General features: G+C 33.3%; 23 protein-coding genes and 1 pseudogene. 13 read left to right on the top strand and 11 right to left on the bottom strand.

Annotation, left to right across the window (positions count from 1 at the left end; all coding sequences use genetic code 11):
* Window positions 1-12 precede the first annotated feature (12 nt).
* From BJG89_RS05085 to agrA, 5 genes are all read left to right on the top strand, one after another.
* Window positions 13-798: a carbon-nitrogen family hydrolase gene (locus tag BJG89_RS05085; protein ID WP_096808856.1), complete on the top strand. Its 786-nt coding sequence runs from the start codon at window positions 13-15 to the stop codon at window positions 796-798.
* Between the two features lie 746 nt (window positions 799-1,544).
* Window positions 1,545-2,114, top strand: coding sequence for an accessory gene regulator AgrB (locus BJG89_RS05080; protein ID WP_096808855.1), 570 nt, complete (start codon window positions 1,545-1,547; stop codon window positions 2,112-2,114).
* Between the two features lie 2 nt (window positions 2,115-2,116).
* Entirely contained in the window at window positions 2,117-2,254 is a 138-nt protein-coding gene (agrD, locus tag BJG89_RS05075; protein WP_096808854.1) for a cyclic lactone autoinducer peptide AgrD, read from the top strand.
* A gap of 30 nt (window positions 2,255-2,284) precedes the next feature.
* Window positions 2,285-3,580: a quorum-sensing sensor histidine kinase AgrC gene (agrC, locus tag BJG89_RS05070; protein WP_096808853.1), complete on the top strand. Its 1,296-nt coding sequence runs from the start codon at window positions 2,285-2,287 to the stop codon at window positions 3,578-3,580.
* A gap of 12 nt (window positions 3,581-3,592) precedes the next feature.
* Window positions 3,593-4,309, top strand: coding sequence for a quorum-sensing response regulator AgrA (gene agrA, locus BJG89_RS05065; RefSeq protein WP_096808852.1), 717 nt, complete (start codon window positions 3,593-3,595; stop codon window positions 4,307-4,309).
* Between the two features lie 190 nt (window positions 4,310-4,499).
* Here the strand turns inward: agrA and BJG89_RS05060 are convergent, their stop codons facing one another.
* The 6 genes from BJG89_RS05060 to BJG89_RS05035 all read right to left on the bottom strand — a co-directional run bounded on the left by BJG89_RS05060 (window position 4,500) and on the right by BJG89_RS05035 (window position 10,552).
* Window positions 4,500-5,465: a carbohydrate kinase family protein gene (locus tag BJG89_RS05060; RefSeq protein WP_096808851.1), complete on the bottom strand. Its 966-nt coding sequence runs from the start codon at window positions 5,463-5,465 to the stop codon at window positions 4,500-4,502.
* The gene (locus tag BJG89_RS05055; RefSeq protein ID WP_096808850.1) at window positions 5,466-6,947 is read right to left on the bottom strand and encodes a sucrose-6-phosphate hydrolase; all 1,482 of its coding nucleotides are present in this window, start codon (window positions 6,945-6,947) and stop codon (window positions 5,466-5,468) included. It lies immediately after the preceding gene.
* A 78-nt stretch (window positions 6,948-7,025) separates the two neighbouring features.
* Window positions 7,026-7,988, bottom strand: coding sequence for a LacI family DNA-binding transcriptional regulator (locus BJG89_RS05050; RefSeq protein WP_096808849.1), 963 nt, complete (start codon window positions 7,986-7,988; stop codon window positions 7,026-7,028).
* A 371-nt stretch (window positions 7,989-8,359) separates the two neighbouring features.
* Window positions 8,360-8,584: a sulfurtransferase TusA family protein gene (locus tag BJG89_RS05045; protein ID WP_096808848.1), complete on the bottom strand. Its 225-nt coding sequence runs from the start codon at window positions 8,582-8,584 to the stop codon at window positions 8,360-8,362.
* Window positions 8,585-8,611: 27 nt separating this feature from the next.
* Window positions 8,612-9,706: a YeeE/YedE family protein gene (locus tag BJG89_RS05040; protein ID WP_096808847.1), complete on the bottom strand. Its 1,095-nt coding sequence runs from the start codon at window positions 9,704-9,706 to the stop codon at window positions 8,612-8,614.
* A 204-nt stretch (window positions 9,707-9,910) separates the two neighbouring features.
* Window positions 9,911-10,552, bottom strand: a complete 642-nt coding sequence (locus tag BJG89_RS05035) for a redox-sensing transcriptional repressor Rex (protein ID WP_096808846.1) — start codon at window positions 10,550-10,552, stop codon at window positions 9,911-9,913.
* 151 nt (window positions 10,553-10,703) lie between these two features.
* Between BJG89_RS05035 and BJG89_RS05030 the strand changes: the two genes are divergently transcribed.
* A complete protein-coding gene (locus tag BJG89_RS05030) occupies window positions 10,704-12,632 on the top strand; it encodes an ABC-F family ATP-binding cassette domain-containing protein (protein ID WP_096808845.1) in 1,929 nt (642 codons plus the stop codon).
* Between the two features lie 343 nt (window positions 12,633-12,975).
* Window positions 12,976-14,565: pseudogene (locus BJG89_RS05025) on the top strand (MutS-related protein).
* 272 nt (window positions 14,566-14,837) lie between these two features.
* On the opposite strand, the gene BJG89_RS05015 reads toward BJG89_RS05025, so the two are convergent.
* The 5 genes from BJG89_RS05015 to tsaE form a co-directional block, all read right to left on the bottom strand.
* Window positions 14,838-15,260 (bottom strand): VOC family protein, encoded by a 423-nt coding sequence (locus BJG89_RS05015; RefSeq protein ID WP_096808843.1) that lies wholly within the window; start codon window positions 15,258-15,260, stop codon window positions 14,838-14,840.
* Window positions 15,261-15,551: 291 nt separating this feature from the next.
* A complete protein-coding gene (gene tsaD, locus BJG89_RS05010; protein ID WP_096808842.1) occupies window positions 15,552-16,580 on the bottom strand; it encodes a tRNA (adenosine(37)-N6)-threonylcarbamoyltransferase complex transferase subunit TsaD in 1,029 nt (342 codons plus the stop codon).
* Window positions 16,573-17,037, bottom strand: coding sequence for a ribosomal protein S18-alanine N-acetyltransferase (gene rimI / locus BJG89_RS05005; RefSeq protein ID WP_096808841.1), 465 nt, complete (start codon window positions 17,035-17,037; stop codon window positions 16,573-16,575). The genes tsaD and rimI overlap by 8 nt, the downstream gene beginning before the upstream one ends.
* Complete coding sequence (tsaB, locus tag BJG89_RS05000) at window positions 17,010-17,672, bottom strand: tRNA (adenosine(37)-N6)-threonylcarbamoyltransferase complex dimerization subunit type 1 TsaB (RefSeq protein ID WP_096808840.1); 663 nt, start codon at window positions 17,670-17,672, stop codon at window positions 17,010-17,012. Before tsaB ends, rimI begins: the two co-directional genes overlap by 28 nt.
* Window positions 17,653-18,114 (bottom strand): tRNA (adenosine(37)-N6)-threonylcarbamoyltransferase complex ATPase subunit type 1 TsaE, encoded by a 462-nt coding sequence (gene tsaE / locus BJG89_RS04995; RefSeq protein WP_096808839.1) that lies wholly within the window; start codon window positions 18,112-18,114, stop codon window positions 17,653-17,655. The genes tsaB and tsaE overlap by 20 nt, the downstream gene beginning before the upstream one ends.
* Before the next feature lie 783 nt (window positions 18,115-18,897).
* On the opposite strand from tsaE, the gene ilvD reads away from it, so the two are divergent.
* The 6 genes from ilvD to leuB all read left to right on the top strand — a co-directional run bounded on the left by ilvD (window position 18,898) and on the right by leuB (window position 26,606).
* Window positions 18,898-20,586, top strand: a complete 1,689-nt coding sequence (gene ilvD / locus BJG89_RS04990) for a dihydroxy-acid dehydratase (protein WP_096808838.1) — start codon at window positions 18,898-18,900, stop codon at window positions 20,584-20,586.
* Between the two features lie 12 nt (window positions 20,587-20,598).
* A complete protein-coding gene (gene ilvB / locus BJG89_RS04985) occupies window positions 20,599-22,389 on the top strand; it encodes a biosynthetic-type acetolactate synthase large subunit (RefSeq protein WP_096808837.1) in 1,791 nt (596 codons plus the stop codon).
* Window positions 22,386-22,859 (top strand): acetolactate synthase small subunit, encoded by a 474-nt coding sequence (gene ilvN / locus BJG89_RS04980; RefSeq protein WP_096808836.1) that lies wholly within the window; start codon window positions 22,386-22,388, stop codon window positions 22,857-22,859. The genes ilvB and ilvN overlap by 4 nt, the downstream gene beginning before the upstream one ends.
* A 44-nt stretch (window positions 22,860-22,903) precedes the next feature.
* The gene (gene ilvC / locus BJG89_RS04975; RefSeq protein ID WP_096808835.1) at window positions 22,904-23,908 is read left to right on the top strand and encodes a ketol-acid reductoisomerase; all 1,005 of its coding nucleotides are present in this window, start codon (window positions 22,904-22,906) and stop codon (window positions 23,906-23,908) included.
* Window positions 23,909-24,033: 125 nt separating this feature from the next.
* Complete coding sequence (locus BJG89_RS04970) at window positions 24,034-25,569, top strand: 2-isopropylmalate synthase (protein WP_096808834.1); 1,536 nt, start codon at window positions 24,034-24,036, stop codon at window positions 25,567-25,569.
* Window positions 25,566-26,606: a 3-isopropylmalate dehydrogenase gene (gene leuB, locus BJG89_RS04965; protein ID WP_096808833.1), complete on the top strand. Its 1,041-nt coding sequence runs from the start codon at window positions 25,566-25,568 to the stop codon at window positions 26,604-26,606. The genes BJG89_RS04970 and leuB overlap by 4 nt, the downstream gene beginning before the upstream one ends.
* Window positions 26,607-26,608: the final 2 nt, after the last annotated feature.

The raw sequence follows: 26,608 nt of genomic DNA, 5'->3' as shown, positions 1-26,608 counted from the left end.
GGGGCGATAGAGATGAATATAGAAGTCTTTCAATTTAAAATTAAACCATCTAATGTTTCATTAAATGAAGAAACAATTAAAAATTGGTTTTCTAAATATGTGACATCAGAAACAGATGTTGTCGTATTACCAGAAATGTGGAATAACGGTTATGCCCTACCTCAATTAAATAAGCTTGCTGATCAACAATTATCACGAAGCTTTGAATTTATATCAAAATTAGCGATACAATATCACGTTGATATCGTTGCGGGTTCTGTATCAAACAGTATGAAAGAAGATATTTATAATACTGCCTTTGCAGTATCTAAACACGGTTACCTCATTAATAGTTACGATAAAGTACACCTTGTTCCTATGTTAGATGAACCACTCTATATGAGTGCAGGTAATGCTGTTCCTGAACCCTTTTCACTTTCGAATGGAGTAAAAATTGCACAAATCATTTGCTATGATTTACGTTTTCCTGAATTACTACGTTATCCAGCACGTAAAGGCGCAGAAATAGCAATTTATGTAGCACAGTGGCCAAGTGTTAGATTAGATCATTGGGTTGCGCTGTTGAAAGCACGAGCAATTGAAAATGATATGTTCGTTATCGGTTGCAATAGTTGTGGTGATGATGGTAAAACCGAGTATGCGGGCAATTCTATTATTATTAATCCTAATGGCGAAGTGATAGACCAACTCAACGATAAAGAAGGACAACTAAGTTGTTCTTTAGATTTAAATGAAGTATCTAAACAACGTGAATCAATACCAGTTTTTAAAAATTTGAGACCTCATCTTTATAAATGAATATAAAAAACCGTGAGCTTGGGAGGGACTCACGGTTTTGTAACTTATTATTAAGGGAATGTTTTATACAGTTATTTCTCTATCTATTTTTGGGGATGTTATTAATTATGAAAAAAGTTAGTGAATTTATCGATTAAAATGATAAATTGAATGATGTTTACGATAGCTTACATGTTTAATTTTAATTTGTCTCTGTTATAGACAATGTTAAAATTGAATTGGATTTGAGACTGGGAAAGGTCTACAAATACAAATAAGGGATTTGCTTAAAGAATTAAGCGAGTTGTGTACTTATTTAGTACTATTTTACGAAATCACTAGCTATTGCTGAAAAGGTTCTTGTCACTACATCAGCCTCCTCTTGTCCGTATTCAAAGAACTGAAAACGATAACTAAACTTGTAACTTCAATAACTATACGAAGAAAGCACAGTTACAATTTTTAGTTGTATTAATTAGACTCCTGCTCATAAGTCTAATCAATATAGTCATTTAAACGATTCAGTTAAAATGACTCAAGCAATGTTATCACTTCTTTGTGATACAATTATATTTAACCATATATCTGTTTAATTGCGTGAGATATTCCCTAACTCGTAATATTTCATACTTATTCGTTAAGAATTGTATGTTAAAATAAAGAAGATAAGAATTTCAAACAGTTAGGAATTCAAAATATACACTTAAGCAATGAGACGCCTAAAATATAATTAAAATTGTATAATACGAGTGAGGAGAGAAAAGCCAATGGTAAAGTTAATTGATAATAAAATTGACAACTTTGCTAAACACCTGCAATTACGCAACAACTTAGATCATATAGAATATTTAAAAATGCGTTTAGGTATGCAAGTTTTTGTAAGTAATATTTTTAAGACGATTATAATTTATGGCGTTTCTATCCTTTGTCATCTATTTTTATACACACTAACTGTCCACTTATCATTTTTTATAATTAGGCATTTTGCGCATGGCGCGCATGCTAAAAATTCTCTAATTTGTTATTTAGAAAGTTTAGTTTATTTTGTTTTACTGCCTTGGATAGTCGGGTATATACAAGTGCCGTTTCTGGTAATGTTTCCACTAGCTATTATAGGTTTAATTATAATTATAATATACGCACCATCTGCTACTAAAAAGCAACCTATCCCAAAAAGACTAAGAAAAGGTAAGAGAATCAAAGCTATAAGTGTAACGTTACTATTGTTGATAATTTCAATCTTTTTAAATGAGCCTTATCAACAATTAATGTTACTTGGTATTATTATTATATCTATCTTGCAACTTCCAATATTTTTCCCTAAGGAGGATGGTTAATTATGAATATTTTCGAATCGTTTTTAACATTTTTTGCTAAGTTTTTTGCTACTATTGGTGCAATTTCGGGTGTTAAACCTTGTACTGCATTTGCCGATGAACCTGAAATTCCTAAAGAATTAACAGATTTATACGAATAGAATAATAGTTAGTTAGAAAGTGTGTATAATATGGTGATTTTAATATCAGTGCTTTTATCGTTGTTACAAGCAATTATTTTATTTTATAATATGAAGCTTATAAGTGGGGTTCATTTTACTAAGAGGGATTATATTTCAATTATTGGGATAATAATCCCTTCTGCTGTTTTATTTCTTACTATTGAATCTCAAGCAGTCTTATTTTTGTTTATAGCAAGTATAGTATTCATGTATTTCAAAAACAAATTCATGGGTATTGTCACCGCATTAATTTGTTTTTTTATTTTATATATGGCCAATTTCACAAGTTTATGGCTAAGCAGTTTAATTGTAGACGTAATAATCATAAAATATAATTTTTCAATATTTTACGCTGTTACTTACACGATATTTTCATTAATTTATGCCTACATTGCTAAATTTTTTATTAAACGCTTATCTTTTTCTGATTTATCATTAAACAAAATATATTTAACATTAGTTAGCTTATTCTTATTAACAATTTTAGGCCTAATTTATTTTTATTTACCACAGCAAAATGTGTCTTTTGGTGATGCTAAATTTATTTCAATTATGTATGCAGTCGTAATTGTTACTACTGCGATTTTAATCGTTACCATTTCTTTTAGTATTATTCGCCAAATCCAGTATAAGCGTAATATGCAAGAAATTGAAAATTATTATAAATATACGTTGCAAATCGAAGAAATTAATAATGAAATGCGTAAATTTCGACATGATTATGTTAATATACTTTCAACTTTATCTGATTTTATAAGAGAAGATGATATGGAAGGCCTACGTAAATATTTCAACGAAGAAATTATGCCGATGCAAGATAATATGCAAATGAAGTCACTCAAAATTAATGGTATTGAAAATTTAAAAGTTCGTGAAATTAAAGGTTTATTAACTACTAAAATTTTACAAGCACAAGAAAAAAACATTAGACTAAGCATTGAGGTGCCTGAGCCAATTGAAAAAATTGATATGCCGATTATCAACTTAAGTAGAGTGATTGGTATATTACTAGATAATGCGATTGAGGCATCAGAAAAAATTGAAGAAGATCCTTTAATTCGTATTGCTTTTATTAAAAATGAGGACGCATCTGTGACATTTATTGTTATGAATAAATGTAAACCAGATATGCCTAGGGTACATACATTATTCCAAGAAAATTATTCTACAAAAGGTAAAAACCGAGGATTAGGTTTATCTAACCTAAAAGAAATAACCGATGCAACTTCCAATGTTTTATTAGATACGACCATTGATAATAACTATTTTATTCAAAAAGTAGAAATATTAAATTCAGATTCATAAGGATGTGTATATATGAAAATATTCATTTGTGAAGATGATGAGAGACAACGTGAAAATTTGGTTTCTATTATCAATAATTACATCATGATAGAAGAAAAACCGATGGAAATTGAAGTAGCAACCTCTGATCCTTATGAGGTATTGGAACATGCAAAGGAACTTAAAGATATCGGTTGTTACTTTCTAGACATACAATTAGAAGCTGATATTAATGGTATTAAATTAGCGAGCGAAATCCGAAAATATGATCCAGTCAGTAATATCATTTTCGTCACTAGTCATAGTGAACTGACCTATCTGACATTTGTTTATAAAGTTGCGGCTATGGATTTTATTTTCAAGGATGATCCTGATGAATTGAAATCAAGAGTTATTGATTGTCTTGAAACTTCTGAAACACGATTGAAATTACTTTCTAAAGAAAGTACTGTAGAAACAATTGAATTAAAACGTGGAAGCAATTCTGTTTATGTACAATACGATGATGTAATGTTCTTTGAGTCTTCCTCTAATTCTCATCGTTTAATTGCCCATTTAGATAATAGACAAATTGAATTCTATGGTAACTTGAAAGCAATCGACAATTTAGATGAACGCTTTTTCAGATGCCATAATAGTTTCGTTATTAACAGGCACAATATTGAATCTATTGATTCTAAATCACGTATTGTTTACTTTAAAAATAACGAACACTGTTACGCTTCCGTACGTAATGTAAAAAAAATTTAATACATACTAAACTTAGCTATGAAAAATCAATGACGATTGATTTTTCATAGCTATTTTTTTATAGTTGTAGAGATTGAGACACAAAATAGTATGCTTTCTTTAAAGAGAGCATATCAAAATGAATTGTTTTAACCTTAATGTTTAGCTTATTGAATTAAATATATACTCATTTCGTTCTAAGCCTTTGTTTTTAACCTTTTAATGCTTGTTCTACCTCATCCAAAGTGGGGATACTACCGATTGCACCGTATTTGGTCGTAACTTTTGCAGCTACTATATTACTAAATTGCAGCATTGTTTCGCCTTCAGTTTTCAAAGCTTCTATAGGGTTATTGATTTGAGATACTGATAATCTATTAATTAATGCACCTATAAATGCATCGCCAGCACCTGTTGTATCTACTGCTTGTACTTTATATCCTAAATGACTAATGACTGTGCCATCTTTTAAATGAATTTCAGCACCATCTCTACCTTTAGTATAAATGACCGCTTCAACAGTGCCTTGGAACAGCCATGCGATCGCTTTTTGTTCATCTTCAAATCCTGTTACAAATGTTAATTCTTCGTCAGAAATTTTCACAATATGTGTTAATGGTAGAAACTCATGAATGGCTGCTCTACAAGCTGCTTCACTGTCCCATAATGGTAAACGTACATTAGGATCAAAAATAATAGTACCATTTACTGATTTAACCTTATCTATTAATGCTTTATGCGCTTGTTTCATTGGGCTGTCTACCAAATCTACTGAACAAAAATGTAGCATATCATTTTCCGATACTGTGATATGTGCTATATTGTTAGCATCATACAACATATCTGCAGATGGTTTGCGATAAAATGAAAAATCTCGTTCACCGTCCTTAGTTAAACTTACAAATGCTAATGCAGTGTTTGCTTCATTTGTACGCTGAATATAATCAGTTTTGACACCAATCTCTTCTATTGTGTCAACAATTAAATCTCCGAATGCATCGGTACCTAATTGCGTTATCATTTCAGCTTGTCCGCCCAATTTCGTCGTCGTACAAGCAACATTGCAAGGAGCGCCCCCTACCTGCCTTGTAAACCCTTCAACGTCTTTTAATTTTGAGTCCTTCTGGTCAGGGATAAAATCTATTAGTGCTTCTCCTATTGCAAGTAAACGTTTCATTTATTTATCATCCTTTAAATCATATTTTGTAAAATTAAGAAATACTTGTCCAGATTCCGTAGAAGCTTTTATACCTATGGCTTCATCATCCGTAAAAATTCTTGAAGTCATCACACGCTCACCATCATTACAGAATAGTTCAATACTTGAAGTATCAACAAATAATTGCAATTGAGATAAAGGCTTATCTAAATAGGTACTTCGTGTTTTTCCATCAACTGGTTCTGGCAATGTACCACTTTCACTGCGATCCAATGTGATTTTTCTTGTTTTCGTATTATAAGTGATGAGTGTCGATTGTAATTTAGATGCTCTGATTTCAAAATAGATCTCAGTAGCTTCATTTTCTAAAATATCAATGATTAACTCAAATTGTTTACCTTCATATGGATACAAAAAACGTGTAAATTTATTTGCATAACCTAGCGCTGTTTCCTTATTAGATCTCAATTGTTGAAGGGCCTTAATTGGACGTTGCTTTAAATTGCCTTGCTCAATGGACAAAATACGTGGGATTGTTAAACAATGTGCCCAATCATCAGAGTCAGAAGGATAATTTATTTCTGGCAAACCCATCCACCCTATTAGTATTCTGTTTCCAGAAGCATCTGTAAAAGTTTGTGGTGCATAAAAGTCAAAACCATGATCTAATTCATGAAAATCTCCATGATTCATATCTAAATTTTCGATATCGTATTGGCCCATGATATAACCAGATTGATATATATTTCTAAATTTCTCTCCTTCTGGTTCAACACCTTGTGGACAGAATAATAATAAATCAAAGCCATCTAAATTAAAATAGTCTGGACATTCCCACATATATCCAAAGGCATCTAGTTTTGTTTGAATTTCACCTTGAAACGTCCAATTAACAATATCTTTGGATTGATATTGGAGTATTCGGCCGAACCCTTCCTCATTTTGAGCAGCAATAAAGGCATAATAAATCCCATCTTTAACATACACTTTTGGGTCTCTAAAATGCTGTGTATAACCTGACGGAGGTCCCGATATCACAGCTTTAGGAAATTTATGTACTTCACCGTTTTTATGCACTTTAGCTATATGTTGTGTTGATTTTCGATTCCAGTCTTCATCTCTGTGATTGCCAGTATACATATAATATAAGTTATCTTGATAAACAAACGCACTGCCACTATACACTCCGTGACTATCATCTTTTGTATCTGGTTTTAATGAAATACCTTTATCGGCAAAATTGATTAAATCTTTACTTGTATATGTATACCAATATTTCAAACCATGAACAGGTCCTAAAGGGAACCATTGATGAGAAATATAATAGTCTCCGTTAAAATAAATAAGTCCATTAGGATCGTTTAATAGTCCTGTTTTCGGTTGTATATGAAATAATTGTCTATATTTGGATTGATTAACACGTTCTGTTAATTCATTTATTGTATCTTGATCCATATCTTCATAACGTTGATAACGTTCATCTCTTGTCCATTCACGCACTGTTTTTCCTCCTATTGAAAATTCTTCCGGATTTTGGTACCGGTTCCACTTAATATAATTTATCATACCATCGATTGTTTATATTTTAAATGACAGACTGACATCAATTAATATTTTAGACTCTGCTGGAACGTGTTGAATCAGTTTCTCTAACTGGTTCATAGCTACTTCACCAGCTTCTTCAAAGTGATATAGCACAGTTTGGATTGATGGGGAGACAATTTCAGTAACTGGATCGCCACCAAATCCAACAACCATTGGATTAAACATTTGATTTGATTGTTCTGAAATCACTTTATGCACTGCTAATGCAATAGAATCTGTCGCGCCTATAACTACTTCTAAGTCTGGCGATGCATTAAGTGTTTTCTTTACATCTGGCATTGCTTCTTTAAAATTGAATGAGGTTAATGTCATTTGAGGCATTACACCATTTACTTTCAAACCATCTATAAGCCCTTCTTTCCTCTGTATGCCAACTGCCTCATCGCTTTCTGTAACGCCAAAAAACTGAACACACGTAAAACCCTTTTCTCCAATATATTTTCCTACTAAATAACCAGCTCGATAATCGTCATGAATAACACAATTCAAATCAGTATGTGCTTGCCCAACGATGATGACTGGTACATCTATTTTATTAATCACTTCTAAATGTCGGTCAGTGATTTCTGTAGCCATAAAAATGATGCCATCTACTTTGCTTCTATTAAAGGTTTCTAACGCGTCTATTTCTTTTTCAATATCTAAATTTGTGTAATTAAGTAATAATCTATAATTTAAATTATCACAAATTGTTTTAACACCCTGAATAGTTTCATCAACAGCAAAAGAGTTCATACGGGGGATAATCGCACCTACCATATTCGTCCTTCTTGCTCTTAAACTTTGTGCAAATTGATTGGGTTGGTAGTTATTTTCACTGATAATTTTATCTAATTTTTGTTTTGTTTTATTACTGACTGAACCATTATTTAGATACCTAGAAACTGTACTTTTAGATACACCAGCAATTTTTGCAATGTCTTCAATGTTTTTCATAAATTTTCACTCTCATTAATTTGCTATTGTAAACATCATCTATTTTATCATATTGCAACCGCTTTAAATACTATTTAAAAATAAAATGAACTATGTTGGCTAAGAAACGCTTGTGCTTAAGATATTTGTTTCAATAAACGCCTGCCAATATAATAAACCATTGTGCTATCTATATTTAATTATCATAAATTGTCTTCAAAAATTGAACACTTAACGTAGAAAAACACCTTCGTATAAATTCATTTTATTATGAATCCAACGAAGGTGTTTATATATTATTTAAAAATTGGCTTTATTCACTTGGAATAAACCCAGATTTTTATTTCAATCATGAACATCTATATTTCAGTCCGACTATTTATTGAAAAGCATTATGCCTTTTGAACTGTAATTGTCCATGAAGCATCATCTAGCTGTTCGTAATTAGTCACTGGATAACCTTCTTCAGCTGCCCAGTTTGGAATCGCTTCTGTTGCTTGCGTGCAATCAAAGTCAATTTTTAACTCCTCACCATTTTCCAATGTACTCATTTTCTTTTGTGCTTCAATTAAAGGGAAGGGACATACCATTCCTACTGTTCCTAATTCATGTACCATAATTAATTCCTCCTTTAAGTTAAAATCTTAAGTCGTTTGAGTTTGCGTTGAAACTGTATGCTTCGCAGATTTTTCTACTTTTTGTGCTTTTTTCATTGGTTTGATAAATATAAAGTAGCTCATGAACCATGCACCTAATATCATGGAAGCAAGTGCTATCCAACCTTTCCACGACATTGTAGCTGTTTCTACTAATCCGTTTCCTATTGAACAACCGCCAGCTACTGATGCACCAAAGCCCATGCAAACACCGCCAATAATGCTGTTACGAATTGTTTTCTTATCTGGTAATCTCCACTTAAATTCTTTGGATCCTTTGGCTGCAATATAAGAACCAGCAAAAATTCCTAAGACAAGGAAAACACCCCAATCTAAAAGCTTAAGGTCTCCAGTTACGAAAAATTGAACTAAGTTTGCAGATGGCGTTGTGATTCCTAAACCATACATTCTTCCTGTAGATTCACTGACAGGCCATGCTAAAAGTGCAATGAGACCAACTGCTATAGCTGCTACAAATGGATGATATTTTTTCTCAAATAAATAATGACGAACGCCTGTAAATTTTTGCTTTAATTTCGGAACTGCAACTTTTGGTTTTGGTTTACGCAATGTTTTCACAACAAATGTGATAGTTATAATCGTTAATAACAAAACCCAAACCCAAGTTGGAATACCAGTTGTTTGTGACATACTAGTATTTACATTAGTTGGTTTATTAACCCCGTCCATTAAAGGTAACAATAAACCAAATTTAGTAGCAGCAGAAGTAAATGCATATGCGATAAGTGCTAACCAACTTCCAATCAATCCTTCTCCAGCTCTATACCATGTCCCAGTGGCGCAACCACCAGCTAATATGATACCAATCCCAAAAATAAATGAACCTATTACCGTTCCAATTATTGGATATGTTGATTCTGGAATTTGTACTAATCCAGTGGAAGTCAATATTAATAAGCCAATACTTTGTACAGATATCGCTATTAATAATGCGTAGAACATTTTGTTACTTTTTTGAATATACATATCTCTAAAACCGCCAGCAAGACAAAATCGTGTACGTTGCATGACAAATCCTAGAAGCGCACCCACGACCAATCCACTGATTATTAACCACGTCATAACATTACCTCTTTTCCGATAAAATCAATATGAATTATCATATTAGATTTATATGGAAATTTCAACCTTTAATGATTAATAATTTAAAAAAAGTATAAATTCACTAATTAAATATGAAACTATTTGGAAAATAAAAAAGCTTTTTATAAATGTATCGTCATGATTGGTGACTTACATCTATAAAAAGCTCAGTGCTTTAAAATCTTATTTATTACTGTAGTTTTTCATAAAGAATAATAAAGATTGTAGCTCAATTCCCAAATCAATATGGTGGACTTGAACATCTACTGGTGTATACACACGTGTTGGTGTAAAGTTGAGCACGCCTTTAATGCCAGCATCAACCAAAGTATCTACAACTTGTTGTGCAGCATCTTCAGGCGTTGTTAAAATCACAACATCTATTTGTTCTTGTTTTAATATATCAGTAGCCTTCGAAAATGGACTCACAGTAACTTGCCCAATTTCAGTACCGATCACTTCATCTCGTATATCAAAAGCTTCCGTTATGGTCATTTCATCATGAATAGAAAAGTTATATGTTAATAATGCTTTACCTAGGTTTCCTACACCCACGATGGCGATTTTAATTTCATCATTTTCACTAATTTCATTTTTGAAAAAATGTAATAAACTGTCAATATTATAGCCATATCCTTTTTTGCCTAATTCACCAAAATAAGAAAAATCACGACGTATTGTTGCAGAATCAATATTTAATCCTTCACTAATTGTTTTAGAATTAACTCTGTCTATACCTTTAGATTTTAATGTATTGACAAATCTATAATATAACGGTAAACGCTTCAATGTGGCACGAGGAATCTTTTCGCTTTGGTTAGCCAAGATCTTGTCCTCCTATACTATGATCTATTACTAATTAATCTTATAATTACTACAACATTATACATTAATACATGCTAAAAATAAACACTGATAGTTTTAACAATGCTTAGAATACGGTAGAATGATAATGGATAGAGAGGTGCAAAATCGGATGATATTATTACAACTAAATGATATAACAAAATCATTCGACGGAGAAGATATTTTTAATGACGTAGATTTTGAAGTTAAAACAGGCGAACGTATTGGTATAGTCGGTCGCAATGGTGCTGGTAAATCTACTTTAATGAAAATTATTGCTGGCGTCGAAGATTATGATAGTGGCCATGTTTCAAAGAGTAAAAATTTAAAACTCGGCTATTTAACACAGCAAATGACATTAAATACAAATCAAACTGTTATTGAAGAAATGTCTAAACCATTTGAGAGTATGAAACAACTTGAAAATGAAATGAAAAAAGAAACAGATTGGTTAGCGCAACATGCAAATGAATATGATACAGAAGAATATAAAACACATATTGACCGCTATGAATATTTATCAAATGAATTTGAACAACAAGATGGATATCAATACGAAAGTAAAATCAAAACAGTGCTTCATGGTCTGAATTTTACTGAATCAGATTACAACCGCCCTATTAATGATTTTAGCGGAGGTCAAAAAACAAGACTTTCACTAGCCCAAATGCTCCTTAGCGAACCTGATTTATTATTATTAGACGAGCCTACGAACCATTTAGACATGGAGACCACGCAATGGTTAGAAGGGTATTTGAATTACTTTAAAGGCGCTATTGTAATCATCAGCCATGACAGATACTTTTTAGATAAAATTGTAAACCAAATCTATGATGTTGCACTCGGAGATGTACAGCATTATGTAGGTAATTACAAACAATTCATTGAACAAAGGGATAAATATTATGAAAAACGCATGCAAGAATACGAACGTCAACAAGCTGAAATAAAACGCTTAGAAACTTTTGTAGAAAAAAATATTGCACGTGCTTCAACTACTGGCATGGCAAAAAGTCGTCGAAAAATGCTCGAAAAAATTGAAAGAATCAATAAACCAATGATTGATGCCAAAAGTGCGAATATCCAATTTAACTTTGATAGAAACACAGGTAACGATGTTTTCCATATAAAAAATTTAGAAATTGGCTATGAACAAGCTATCACTAAGGGGATTAATATTGAAGTTTCTAAAGGAGATCATATAGCCATTATTGGGCCCAATGGTATTGGTAAATCTACATTAATCAAGACAATTGCAGGCATTCAGCCTCAATTAGCTGGGCAAATTACTACAGGTGCCAATTTAAAAATAGGTTACTATGATCAAAAACAAGCTGAATTCAAATCAAACAAGACGATTCTCGATTATCTATGGGATCAATATCCCTCAATGAATGAAAAAGATATTCGGGCAGTGTTGGGTCGTTTCTTATTTGTTCAAGAAGATGTCAAAAAAATTATCAACGATCTTTCGGGTGGTGAAAAAGCCCGGTTACAATTAGCGTTACTCATGCTCGAACGCAACAATGTCCTTATATTAGATGAGCCAACTAACCACCTTGATATAGATTCGAAAGAAATGCTCGAACAAGCATTAGATCATTTTGAAGGAACCATATTATTTGTTTCCCATGATCGTTATTTTATTAATCAACTGGCAAATAAAGTTTATGATTTAGATCATGAGGGCGGCACAATGTATCTAGGTAATTATCAATATTTCATTGAAAAAAAAGAAGAAAATGCAGCTATCCAAGCCAAAAAAGAACAAGAAACTCCGACGCAATCTGAAGTAACCACCACGCAAAATAATAATTATTTTGATCAAAAACTTCAAAAACGAGAACAGCGGCAAATCGAACGGCAAATCGAACAAGTTGAAGCTGATATAGAAAACTACGAAAGTAAAATTGGTGAAATTAACGAACAATTAACCTTACCAGATATATATAGCAATCCTGAAGAAGCAAGTCGTTTAGCCAAAGAAAAAGAAGAAAGCGAACAAAAATTAGAACAAGTGATGTCTAAATGGACAGAATTACAAGAAAAGTTAATATAATTATGAACTACTCAAAAATACGGAATGATTTTATCATTTTCCGTATTTTTTATGTTTTTTTACACTCGAATTATTAACAGCGATAAACCTTATAACGAGAGCTGTCCACAGAGTTATCCTAGTTATCCACAAGCAAAAAGCAATACCATTTTGTATTGAATTTTCAGATAACAAGTCATATCCACACACATACACACTACTTATCCACAGGTTGTACACTAACTGTTGATAAGTACGCACGTTCCCTATTGACATCTAGCAAAGTTTATTTCATTTAACTAATTGTTTATTAATCCATTTAATGACATAATTATTGTAATCATTAAAAAGAGAGATCGGTCCTATGTTACCGTTATTTTGGTTTTTTATTGCTTTTATCATCGCTGCTTTCCTCGTGTCTATGATGACAAATATTGTGACAAATAAAAAATTAAAGCATGATATCCAGCTCTTATGGTCAAAGCAAAAGCCTCTAGAGAATTTTGTTCGGCCGAACCATATATAGTTATCAGTTTGATACATATCAATTTCAATATGATAAAAACGCATTAGTAGATGATAAAACTTATTCAGATTTAAACATTAACGCTATGTTTGAGAAAATGAACTTTAATTTTACAGCTATAGGGGAAATGAGATTATATGTAACCTTAAGAAAAATGTTTACAATCAGTAACCAAAGCTTAATACATAAATTTAAACATGATGAATCGTTTCGGATACAACTTTCTATACATTTAGCAGAAATCGGTAAAGCAATTTATCCAACATTCCCGGATCAACTATATACGGTTAAACGAAATAATTGTTTTATGTTATGCACGTATTCCCTTTGATTTTTATTATTTTTTCTTTTTTCAATCCTGGTTTAGGCATATTACTAACGATACTTAGTGCCATTTTTAATATGGTTTTAAGCGGGGTGCTAAAAAAGACATTCAATCAAGATTTAAATTCAATATTTTATACATCAATGGTTATTAAAAAAGCGTATGCGCTACAAAAAATTGATGGCGTCCCTACGATAGACGTTGATTTCAGTCATTTTAAAACTGCTCGTAAACTGAGTGGATTGTTAGGAAAAGTTAATACGTCTGAAGATGCTATGGTATTTGCTTTTTTATTTAAAACTATGTTTATGCTGGATTACCACATTTTTCACTTAATACAAAATAGTTTTAAAAAATACGAGTCCGAAGTGATGTCATGTTACGACTATATAGCAAATATTGATAATCATTATGCTGTGGCATTATGGAGGGAAACATTAACACAATATACATTTCCAGAAGAAAACGAAGCAAGCACACTGGAATTTGAGGAAATTACACATCCCCTACTTGATTACGCAGTGCCTAATGATTTAGAGATCAATAGTCATATTTTACTAACTGGTTCAAACGCTTCCGGTAAGTCTACTTTTATGAAATCTATCGCGTTAAATCTTATATTAGCTCAAACAGTATATACCGTGACCGCAAAGCATTTCAAATTTAAACCAGGTTTAGTTTATACTTCTATGGTTAATCAAGACGATATATTATCTGGCGATAGTTATTTTATGACCGAGATTAAATCAATAAAGCGTTTATTTGATATACAAACAAATAACACGGTTTATTGTTTCATAGATGAAATTTTCAAGGGAACAAATACTACAGAAAGAATTGCAGCTTCTGAATCTGTTTTAAATTACTTAGGCCCCTGTAAACATTACAGAGTGATTGCTGCAACTCATGATATTGAATTAACTTCATTATTAAAACACAATTATATAAATTATCATTTTAATGAAATCATTTCTGACAATGAAATTACTTTCGATTACAAAGTGAAATCTGGCAAAGCAGATACGAGGAATGCTATTGAACTATTAAGAATTATGGATTTTCCTGAACAAGTTTATTCACGTGCTCAGGCGTCATCCTCTTAAAATGATTTCATGGTGTAAATTAAGTTTTTACGCAATATTGTTTAATCTTAAAACCAAAGGCGAGATGCAGAAATCATATCCTTCTAAACCAATGTATCTTATCCTAGCAAACCTAACTGAAAACCATACAATTATTGAATTTTTTATAGGTAATGAGAGACCGATGTGGTCTCTTTTTTATGTAAAAGAAGCTTAGTAAAGTGTAGTAAATAAGCGAAACCTCTTTACTAAGCACTGCACGTCTTCATAACCATTTGACGTATTTAAATTTATTATTCTGCATTAATCATCCAAGTTACGCCAAATGGATCATTGAACATACCATAAAGATTAGACCATTCTGTCTTACCTAAAGGTATTGTTTCTTCACATCCTGCTATAATCGCTTTATTAAAAAAGTCAATCGCAAGTTGTTTCTCCACTTCATTATGATAGTCAAACGTAAATGTTACAATCGCACCACTATTATCAATTTTTTTATTTTTCCATGTATCACTACAATAGAATGTTTCTCCTAAAATTTTGAAGGACGCATTCATTGTAAAGTTTTTATCGACTTGATATTCTTCAGGCATATCCGCAAACATTTCATGATCTCCGCCTACACTCTGAATATCTGTTGCACCTAAATTTTTTTCGTAAAAATCTAATGCAGCTAAACTATTTTGAAAGTTAAAATACTGAACTGATTTCATTTCAAAACCCCCTTTTTTAATGCGTGAATCCATACAAAAACACTAAAATACTTATACCCCATTTCTCACATTTAAACTTTTTAACTTAGTATGCTATACAAAATTACTTTTTACTTAAAAACAAGATCTAATTTACTTCAATACAAATTTTTATATCAAATTTAAATATTAAAAAAGCAGAAAATGAAACCAACCATCAAGTTGATGTCATATTTCTGCTTATCTAGTTACTTTTCTCTTATTTGACTGAAACAAACGTAGAAATACATGAGCTATTATATTTTTAAATAATTATTTAACTATTGAAAATTGTTCTATATCCATATTATTAAAACCATTTAATGACATATCTCCTGTATAACCTGCTTGATATAAATAATGCGCTGCTGCGCCAATCATTGCTGCATTATCTGTACACAGGCTTGGGCTTGGAATACGCAAGTTAATACCATGCGTGTCACATACTTCAGTTAATTGCGCCCTTAAACCTTTGTTACTTGCAACGCCTCCTGCTACAATTAACTGTTTCACATCATAAGCTTCACAAGCTGATATTGATTTTCCAACCAATACTTCTACAACACTATTTTGAAAACTAGTTGCTACATCTTCAGGTTTGATTTCACAATTTTTTTGACGTAAATTATGCAATTTGTTAATCACTGCACTTTTTAACCCACTAAAACTGAAATCATAACTATTAGCGTCTAACCATACGCGCGGAAAGCCATAACTATCTTGACCTTTTGCTGCTAACTGATCAATTTGTGGCCCACCTGGATAACCTAATCCAATCGTTCTCGCAACTTTATCATAAGCCTCTCCAACTGCGTCATCTCGTGTTTCTCCTATGACTTCAAAATTTAAATGGTCTTTCATATATACAAGTTCTGTGTGACCTCCCGAAACAATTAAAGCCATTAATGGAAATTGTAAAGGGTGCTCTAAATGATTAGCATAAATATGACCTGCAATATGATGCACGGGTATCAAAGGTTTGTCGTAAGCAAAAGCAAGCGCCTTTGCAGCATTGATACCTACTAATAAAGCACCTATTAGTCCAGGTCCTTGCGTTACTGCAATTGCATTGATATCCTTCATTTGTAATTTTGCTTCTCTTAAAGCTTGATCAATTGTTGTAATGATACCTTCAACATGATGCCTACTCGCAACTTCTGGTACGACGCCACCAAAACGTTTATGACTTTCAATTTGACTTAACACAATATTGCTTAAAATTTGCGTTCCGTTTTTTATAATACTTACACTAGTTTCATCACAACTAGATTCAACTGCTAAAATTAACGTTTGATTATTCATTTAAATTCACCCACATCACTATCGCATCCTCACCTTCACCGTAATAATTTTTTCGCTTACCACCATATTGAAAACCTAAATTAGTATAAACATGTTGTGCTACTTCGTTATCTACACGTACTTCTAAACTCATAATTTCACATTTCGTTTGTACGTAGTTCATTGCATATTTTAATAATAATTGTCCTAACCCGTAACCTCTATAAGCCTCATCTATTGCTACAGTTGTAATCTGAGCTTGATCAATCACAATCCATATACCAATATAACCAACAATTTCCTCATTAAATTCTATTATAAAATAGTGCGCAAATTCATTTTTTTCTATCTCATGATAAAAAGCGTCTATTGTCCAACTACTGTCATTAAAGCTATTTCTTTCTATATCAAATACTTGTGGTACATCTTTTATAGTCATCAAACGTATATTTAATTCTTGTTCTGTTGGTTTAACCAATTTCTCTCGGCCTCAGATAATTTAATATAGTTGGGTTTAAATTGATGAATATCGGCAGTAGTTTCAATAAGTTTTTTCATATATTTTGCTTTAGGTAAGTTAGGTATACCCTCACTATCTAATAAGTCTTTTAATTTTTCAGTGTCTATACCCACAAATACATATGGTTTGCCCATACGATGTAATAAATCAAGGAGCGTTTGTATTGGTAAATATTGGTCTTCTTTAACTTTCACTAAATTATTTGCTTTATATTCATAAATACCTGTATATACTGCTTCTCTCCGGGCATCAAAAATAGGTACAATTAAACGTTTATCATCTTGCACAGTGGCAGCTAACGCTTTGAGTGATGAAATACCGTATAATTCAGCATTCAATGCGTATGCTAAAGTTTTAGCAACTGTTACACCAATTCTTAATCCTGTGTAAGAACCTGGTCCTTGAGCTACAATAATCGCGTCAATATCTTCTTTCGCTATTTGGCTTTCACCAATCACCTGTTGGATAGCTGGCATCAATTGAGTAGAATGATTCTGCTTTATATTTGAATTTATTTCGCTAAGTACGTTATCATCTTGCATCACTGCAACAGATAAAGGTTGATTCGATGTATCAATCAACAAGCATTTCATGTTCAACAGCCTCCTTTATTTTTAGATAATGTTGACCAACGGCTTTTATTTCTATGTCTCTTTCAGTTGGGCTTACTGTTTTAATATTAATAATAAGATGCTCAGGTGGTAAAAATTCTGTTATAAATTGACTCCACTCTATCAATGTGATTGCTTTATCTTCAAAATATTCATCGAAACCTAAATCTTCTTCGCTATCTTCTAATCTATAACAATCCATATGATGTAATTTTAAAGTTTCACCTTGATAAGATTTAATGATATTAAAAGTTGGAGAATTAATATTACGTTTGACCCCCAGTGCTTTACCAATAAATTGACTTAATGTTGTTTTTCCCGCACCTAGATCACCGTTCAATAATATGATATCTCCGGCAGATAGATGTTTCGTTAATATTTCACCAAATTGCTCCATATTTTCCAATCCTTTAATTTTAATCATATTCCTCTCCTTTTTTTTAGCGACACTTCCAAATTAATTTGGATTAGTGTCGCTTATACATGAGCTTAGCTTAGGCATTCCTTAGTTCACTTCCGAATTAATTTGGATTCGTGTCGCTTATGCATGAGCTTAGCTTAGGCATTCCTTAGTTCACTTCCGAATTAATTTGGATTCGTGTCGAGCTTGCTTCATGTAACCTGCTTAACTAAGCAATTTTTTAGTCATACTTACTACAATGGAACGACAAATTTATTTTTTTAAATATGTTTGTTGTCCAACCCGCTCCATTTAAATATTATTTAAGTTTAAATCGACTTATACTTTATATAAATGAATATATTCTATAAAAATGATGGTACGCTCAAACATTTGATTTTATTAAATTAACTATTACAGTTTAACAAATTTTTTAGTATTTTACTTCAAACTAAAATAAGTTCTAAGTATTTAAAATTGTGTGAATTGAGAGAAAATTTAAAAAAATCATTGACAGTATGGCTTCAGTATAGTAAATTTAATTTATCGAATTTTTAGACAATTCAATTTAACAAATAAAAACAAACCATTCTATCGGAAAGGAGCATAATAAAATGACCAAACATACAACGCAATACCAACCAACAACTTCAAATATTTTAGTCATTTTATTATGCTATTAGGACTGGAACTTTAGTAAAGAATCTACTAAATGTTTAAGTCCTATTTCTAGTTGAATGGGACTCAAAAGCGTCCCAATTATTTATTGGGACGCTTTTTTATTTTCAAATTTATGGGGGAATTAATATGAGAAGCGATATGATCAAAAAAGGAGATCATCAAGCTCCAGCAAGAAGCCTTTTGCACGCAACAGGCGCTTTAGAAAAACCAACAGATATGAACAAGCCTTTCGTAGCTATTTGTAATTCATACATTGACATTGTCCCAGGACATGTTCATTTAAGAGAACTTGCGGATATTGCTAAAGAAGCAATTCGTGAAGCAGGCGCTATTCCCTTTGAATTTGACACTATCGGTGTTGATGACGGTATTGCAATGGGACATATTGGAATGAGATATTCACTTCCGTCCAGAGAAATCATTGCAGACGCTGCAGAAACTGTTATCAATGCACATTGGTTTGATGGTGTTTTTTACATACCGAACTGTGACAAGATTACACCTGGCATGTTATTAGCATCTGTAAGAACTAACGTTCCAGCTATTTTCTGCTCAGGTGGGCCTATGAAAGCAGGCTTATCATCACAAGGTAAAGCATTAACTTTGTCTTCCATGTTTGAGGCCGTTGGTGCATTTAAAGATGGTTCAATTTCAAAAGACGAATTTCTAGATATGGAACAAAATGCTTGCCCTACTTGTGGTTCATGTTCTGGTATGTTTACAGCAAATTCAATGAATTGCTTAATGGAAGTTTTAGGATTGGCTCTCCCATATAATGGCACAGCATTAGCAGTAAGCGAACAACGTAGAGAAATGATTCGTGAAGCAGCGTTTAAACTTGTTGATAATATCAAAAATGATATTAAACCAAGAGACATTGTAACAAAAGAAGCAATTGATGATGCATTCGCTTTAGACATGGCAATGGGTGGTTCAACAAACACTGTTTTACACACTTTAGCTATTGCAAATGAAGCTGGTATCGACTACGACCTCTCAAGAATTAACGAGATTGCAAAGAAAACACCTTACCTCTCAAAAATCGCACCAAGTTCTTCATATTCAATGCATGATGTACACGAGGCAGGTGGCGTTCCAGCTATTATTAATGAATTATTTAAGAAAGAAGGTACATTGCATCCAGATAGAATTACAGCTACAGGAAAAACGCTTCGTGAAAACAATGAGAACAAAGCAATACTAAATAGTGACGTTATTAGACATCTCGATAATCCATATGACAAACAAGGTGGCCTTTCCATCTTATACGGTAACTTAGCTCCAAATGGTGCAGTTATTAAGGTTGGTGGAGTCGACCCTTCAATTAAAGTATTTAAAGGAAAAGCAATCTGTTTCGATTCACATGATGAAGCTGTGGAAGCGATTGATAATCACGTTGTGCGTGAAGGACACGTAGTTGTTATCAGATATGAAGGACCTAAAGGTGGCCCTGGTATGCCAGAGATGTTAGCTCCTACATCTTCTATTGTAGGTAGAGGTTTAGGTAAAGATGTTGCATTAATTACAGATGGTAGATTTTCAGGAGCGACGAGAGGCATAGCAGTCGGACATATTTCACCAGAAGCTGCATCAGGTGGCCCTATCGCTTTAATTGAAAATAACGACGAAATTACGATTGATTTAACGAACAGGACATTAAACGTAGAAGTTTTAGATGAAGTATTGGAATCCAGAAAACAAAACTTAAAACAATTTAAAGCAAAAGTAAAAACTGGTTATCTTGCACGTTATACTGCATTAGTAACAAGCGCTAACACAGGTGGTATTATGCAAGTACCTGAAGATCTCATTTAAGGAGTGAGCATTATGTCTAAACAAACTGAAATACTTGAATACGAAAAGTCAGAAAATTTAGATTATTTAGAAACAACAGAAACAATTGAACCTGAAATGGAATTAGAAAAAGAAACAATTGATGAAATGAAATCTGGTTCAGAATTATTAGTAGATTCGCTCGCAAATGAAGGTGTAGATTTCATATTTGGTTACCCTGGCGGTGCAGTACTCCCATTATATGACACATTTTATGAAGGGAAAATCGAGCACATTTTAGCTAGACATGAACAAGGTGCAACTCACGCTGCTGAAGGGTATGCCCGTGTTTCTGGTAAAACAGGTGTTGTTGTAGTGACAAGCGGACCAGGAGCCACAAATGCGATCACTGGTATTGCAGATGCATATAGTGACTCTTTACCATTGGTAGTTATTACTGGCCAAGTAGCGACAGCAGGTATTGGCAAAGACGCCTTTCAAGAAGCGGATTTACTTTCAATGACGACGCCAATTACTAAGCATAACTATCAAATCAAAAATGTAAATGAAATACCAAAAGTACTTCATGAAGCATTTCACATTGCTAATTCTGGAAGAAAAGGACCAGTTGTCATTGACTTCCCTAAAGACATGGGTATTTTATCAACTAATGTAGATGTTTCAAATGAACTAGATTTACCTGGTTACTCGGTACCTAACAAACCGGATAAAACTGAAATTCAAAAATTACGTGATTATTTGAAAACTTCTAAAAAGCCTATTGTACTTTCAGGAGCTGGTATTAACCATGCTAAAGCAAATGAAGTATTGACCGAGTTTGTTACACGACATCAATTACCTGTAGTAAGCACTTTATTAGGACTAGGAGCAATTCCATATGACAATCCCCTGTTTTTAGGAATGGGAGGTATGCATGGTTCCTATGCAAGTAACATGGCATTAACAGAGTGTGATTTACTCATTAATTTTGGAAGCCGCTTCGATGATAGGCTTGCTAGTAAACCAGATGAATTTGCTCCTAATGCCAAAATTGTTCATATAGATATCGACCCTTCAGAAATAAATAAAATTATCAAAGTGGATTTAGGTATTGTAGCGGACTGTAAAGCAACTTTAGAAGCTTTATTAGATTTTGAAAGCTATTCAATCAGACACGAAGAATGGCTAGAAACATGTTTTAACAATAAATCAGCACAGCCTTTCGCTTTTAAAGAAGACGCTGATGGTACTTTCTCAAAACCACAACGCACAATTGAATATATAGGAGAAATTACTCAAGGTGACGCCGTGGTTACTACTGACGTAGGCCAACATCAAATGTGGGTTGCACAATACTACCCATTTAAAAACCATGGTCAATTAGTAACAAGCGGTGGCTTAGGAACAATGGGCTTTGGTATCCCCGCTGCAATCGGTGCAAAGTTAGCAGAACCTGATAAAACGGTCGTAGCTTTTGTAGGTGATGGCGGTTTCCAAATGACAAACCAAGAAATGGCAATCTTAGAAGAATACAACTTGGATATTAAAATAGTAATCATAAACAATGGTACTTTAGGGATGGTTAAGCAATGGCAAGATAAATTCTTTAATAAACGTTTCTCTCATTCTGTATTTAACGGACAACCTGATTTCTTAAAATTAGGAGAAGCTTATAACGTTAAAGGATTTCTTATAGATGATCCGGCGCATTTAGAACAAAAACTAGATGAAGCTTTCCAACATGATGGTCCCGCGTTAATTGACGTTCGTATTTCACCAATTGAACCCGTTAATCCAATGGTTCCTAGTGGTAAAGCTAACTACGAGATGGAGGGATTATTATGAGACGCACATTTAGAACCAAAGTTATGGACAAGGCTGGTACTTTAAACAGATTAACAGGTATTTTTGTACGTAGGCAATTTAATATTGTCACACTATCAGTAACGCCCACTCGAGAAGAAGGAATTTCTAATATTACTTTTGTAGCAGAAATCCCAGATTCAGATGTGTTACGAAATCTATTAAGACAACTCGAAAAACAAATAAACATCATAGAAGTAGAAGACATCACGGATACAAACACATACAACAGAGAATTAGTACTTGTGAAATTAGAAACACCAAGTAATCATCAAGATTTACAAAATATTATTAAACCATATGATGCGCTAGTTTCAGTTCTAAAAAGTGAGGCGCCTTATACGTATCTTCAAGCTTCTGGCCCACAGTATACAATGGACAACTTATTAGACGATCTATCATCATATAACATTGAACAAGTTTCTAGAACTGGTTCAGCAAGTTTAGTTTAAAGCTAAGTACTAAAACGATATTTTAAAACATGGAGGATTTTATTATGACAACAGTTTATTATGACCAATCAGTTACGAAAGATGCATTACAAGGTAAAAAAATTGCAATCATTGGATATGGTTCACAAGGCCATGCCCATGCTCAAAATTTAAAAGACAACGGCTACGATGTCATCATCGGTATTAGACCTGGACGCTCTTTTGATAAAGCAAAAGATGACGGCTTCGAAGTTTACCCTGTAAATGAAGCAGCAAAACAAGCTGATGTCATCATGGTGCTTTTACCCGATGAAATTCAAGGACAAGTATATAAAGAAGAAATTGAACCTAATTTAGAACCAAATAACGCACTTGTTTTTGCACACGGCTTTAATATTCACTTTAATGTCATCCAACCACCAGAAACAGTAGATGTATTTTTAGTAGCACCAAAAGGTCCCGGACATTTAGTTAGACGTACATTTACTGAAGGAAGCGCAGTACCTGCCCTATTTGCAGTCGAACAAGATGCAAGTGGTGAAGCTACTGATTTAGCGTTAAGTTATGCTAAAGGAATTGGTGCAACACGTGCAGGCGTTTTAGAAACATCATTTAAAGAAGAAACTGAAACAGATTTATTTGGTGAACAAGCAGTGCTCTGTGGTGGTACAACAAAATTAATTCAATCTGGTTTCGAAACACTTGTCGAAGCTGGTTATCAACCAGAAATCGCTTATTTTGAAGTGTTACATGAAATGAAACTTATTGTTGACTTAATGTACGAGGGCGGTATGGAAAATATGCGTTATTCAATTTCAAATACAGCTGAATTTGGTGATTATGTATCAGGTCCACGCGTAATTACTCCAGATGTTAAAGATAATATGAAAGCAGTGCTTAACGACATTCAACAAGGAAACTTCAGTGATCGTTTCATCAAAGATAATGAAAATAACTTTGAAGAATTCCATAAATTGCGTGACGAACAACACGGACATCAAATTGAAGCAGTCGGCAAAGATCTACGTGAAATGATGCCGTTTATTAAATCAAAAAGTATTGAAAAATAATTAGTTATATGATGATATCTGGAGAATCAAACTGTGTAAAATATCTTTGATATTTACTGTAATGTGCGATTCTTCAGCCATTACATCATATGTTGCTAAAATTTATTTATTAGGAGATGTTTAAAATGAATAGCCATATTCAAATATTTGATACCACACTAAGAGACGGCGAACAAACACCGGGCGTCAATTTTTCATTCGATGAGCGTCTAAAAATCGCTAAGCAACTTGAAAAATGGGGTGTAGATATTATAGAAGCTGGTTTCCCCGCTTCAAGTACAGGTAGTTTTAAATCTGTGGAAGAGATTTCTAAAACCTTAACAACAACTGCTGTTTGTGGGTTAGCACGTTGTGTGAAGAAAGATATTGACGCCGTTTATGAATCAACTAAGGAAGCTGTAAAGCCTAGAATACACGTATTCTTAGCAACTAGCCCTATCCACCGTGATTCAAAACTAATGATGTCTAAAGAAGACGTTTTAGCATCAATCAAAGAGCATGTAGCCTATGCTACAAATTACTTTGAGCTCGTTCAATTTTCACCAGAAGATGCTACAAGAACTGAATTACCTTTCTTAATCGAATGTGTCCAAACTGCTGTTGATGCTGGAGCAAGTGTAATCAATATACCTGATACTGTTGGCTTTAGTTACCCTTCAGAATATGGCAAAATTTTTAAAACACTCCAAGAAAAAATTAAAACTGATCATGAAGTCATCTACAGTGCACACTGTCATGACGATTTAGGTTTAGCAGTTGCAAATAGTATGGCTGCAATAGAGAACGGCGCAAAACGTATTGAGGGAACTTTAAATGGTATTGGGGAACGTGCAGGTAATACGGCCCTTGAGGAAGTAGCACTTGGCCTTTACGTTCGACAAGATCATTACGGTAACCAAACTAGAATAAATCTTGAAGAAACGAAAGACACTTCTGATTTGATTGCTCGATACGCAGGTATTCGAGTCCCTAGAAACAAAGCAATTGTTGGTCAAAATGCATTCAGCCATGAATCAGGAATTCATCAAGATGGCGTCCTTAAGAACCCTGAAACATATGAAATTATGACACCTCAACTCGTAGGCGTTAAAACAACTGAATTACCATTAGGAAAACTATCGGGTAAACACGCATTTTCAGAAAAACTAATTGCATTAGGCTATGAAGTTGAACCAGAAGAACAAAAAGCACTATTTAAGCAATTTAAAACAATTGCCGATAAGAAAAAAGCAGTTACTGATAGAGATATTCACGCATTAATTCAAGGTACTGAGCATGAACAAAATGCGATTTACAAAGTTGAAACATTGCAACTACAATTCGTTTCAAATGGATTACAAAGTGCTGTGGTCGTCATTAAAGATAAAGATGGTCATACGTATCAAGATTCAAGTATCGGTACCGGCTCTATTGTTTCTGTATATAATGCAGTAGATCGTATTTTCAATCGCGAAACGGAACTTATTGATTATCGCATAGAGTCTGTAACTGAAGGAACGGATGCACAAGCAGAAGTACACGTACAAATTAAAATTGGAGATCAAGAAGTTACTGGCGTAGGTATCGATCATGACATTTTATTAGCTTCATGCAAATCATATGTAGAAGCTCATGCTAAATATGTCTCAAATTCGAAAGTGGAAGAAGGTATTCACTCATGAGTTATAAAATTGTTGCTCTACCCGGCGATGGTATTGGACCTGAAATTTTAAATGGTTCATTAGAAATTCTTTCTCAATTAAGTTCTGACTTTAATTTTAATTATGAAATAGAAACCCATGATTTTGGCGGCATCGCAATAGACAATCACGGTACGCCGCTACCCGATACGACACTAAATGCTTGTAAGCAAGCAGATGCCATTCTGCTAGGTGCTGTAGGAGGACCTAAATGGACAGATCCTAATAATAGACCCGAACAAGGCCTATTAGGTATTCGTAAATCATTAGGTTTATTTGCTAACATCCGCCCTACTACAGTCACTAGTGGTACAAGTCACTTGTCACCTATTAAAAAAGAACGCGTTGCAGGTACCGATTTTATCTTAGTCAGAGAATTAACGGGCGGTATATACTTCGGTGAACCAAAACATTGGAATGAAAAACAAGCTTTAGATTCTTTAACTTATACACGTGAAGAAATTGAACGAATCGCAAGAGTTGCCTTTGATTTAGCTCAAAAACGTCACAAGAAATTGACTTCTGTGGATAAAGAAAATGTGCTTTCATCTAGTAAATTATGGCGTAAGGTTATCAATGACGTTGCTAATGAATACCCAGATGTAGAAGTAAATCATTTACTTGTCGATGCTTGTGCAATGCATTTAATTACTAACCCGTCTCAATTTGACGTCATCGTCACTGAAAATTTATTCGGAGATATTTTAAGTGATGAAGCATCGGTTATCCCAGGTTCTTTAGGTCTTTCTCCGTCAGCCAGTTTTAGTGAAAATGGCCCAAGGCTATATGAACCTATTCACGGTTCTGCGCCTGATATCGCTAACCAAGATAAAGCCAATCCATTCGGCATGCTTTTATCACTCGTCATGTGTCTAAGAGAAAGTCTTAAAGAAACAGAAGCCGCTAATAAATTAGAATCGGTCGTTTACCAACTTATTGAAGAAGAAAAAACAACGCGCGACCTCAATGGTAATTATAATACATCAGATATTTTTAAATTCGTTAAACAAAATCTTTAAAA

The sequence above is a fragment of the Staphylococcus nepalensis genome (assembly GCF_002442935.1).
GTDB lineage: Bacteria > Bacillota > Bacilli > Staphylococcales > Staphylococcaceae > Staphylococcus > Staphylococcus nepalensis.
Note: the sequence above shows the minus strand (reverse complement) of the source record. Positions and strands in the feature narration are given on the sequence as shown.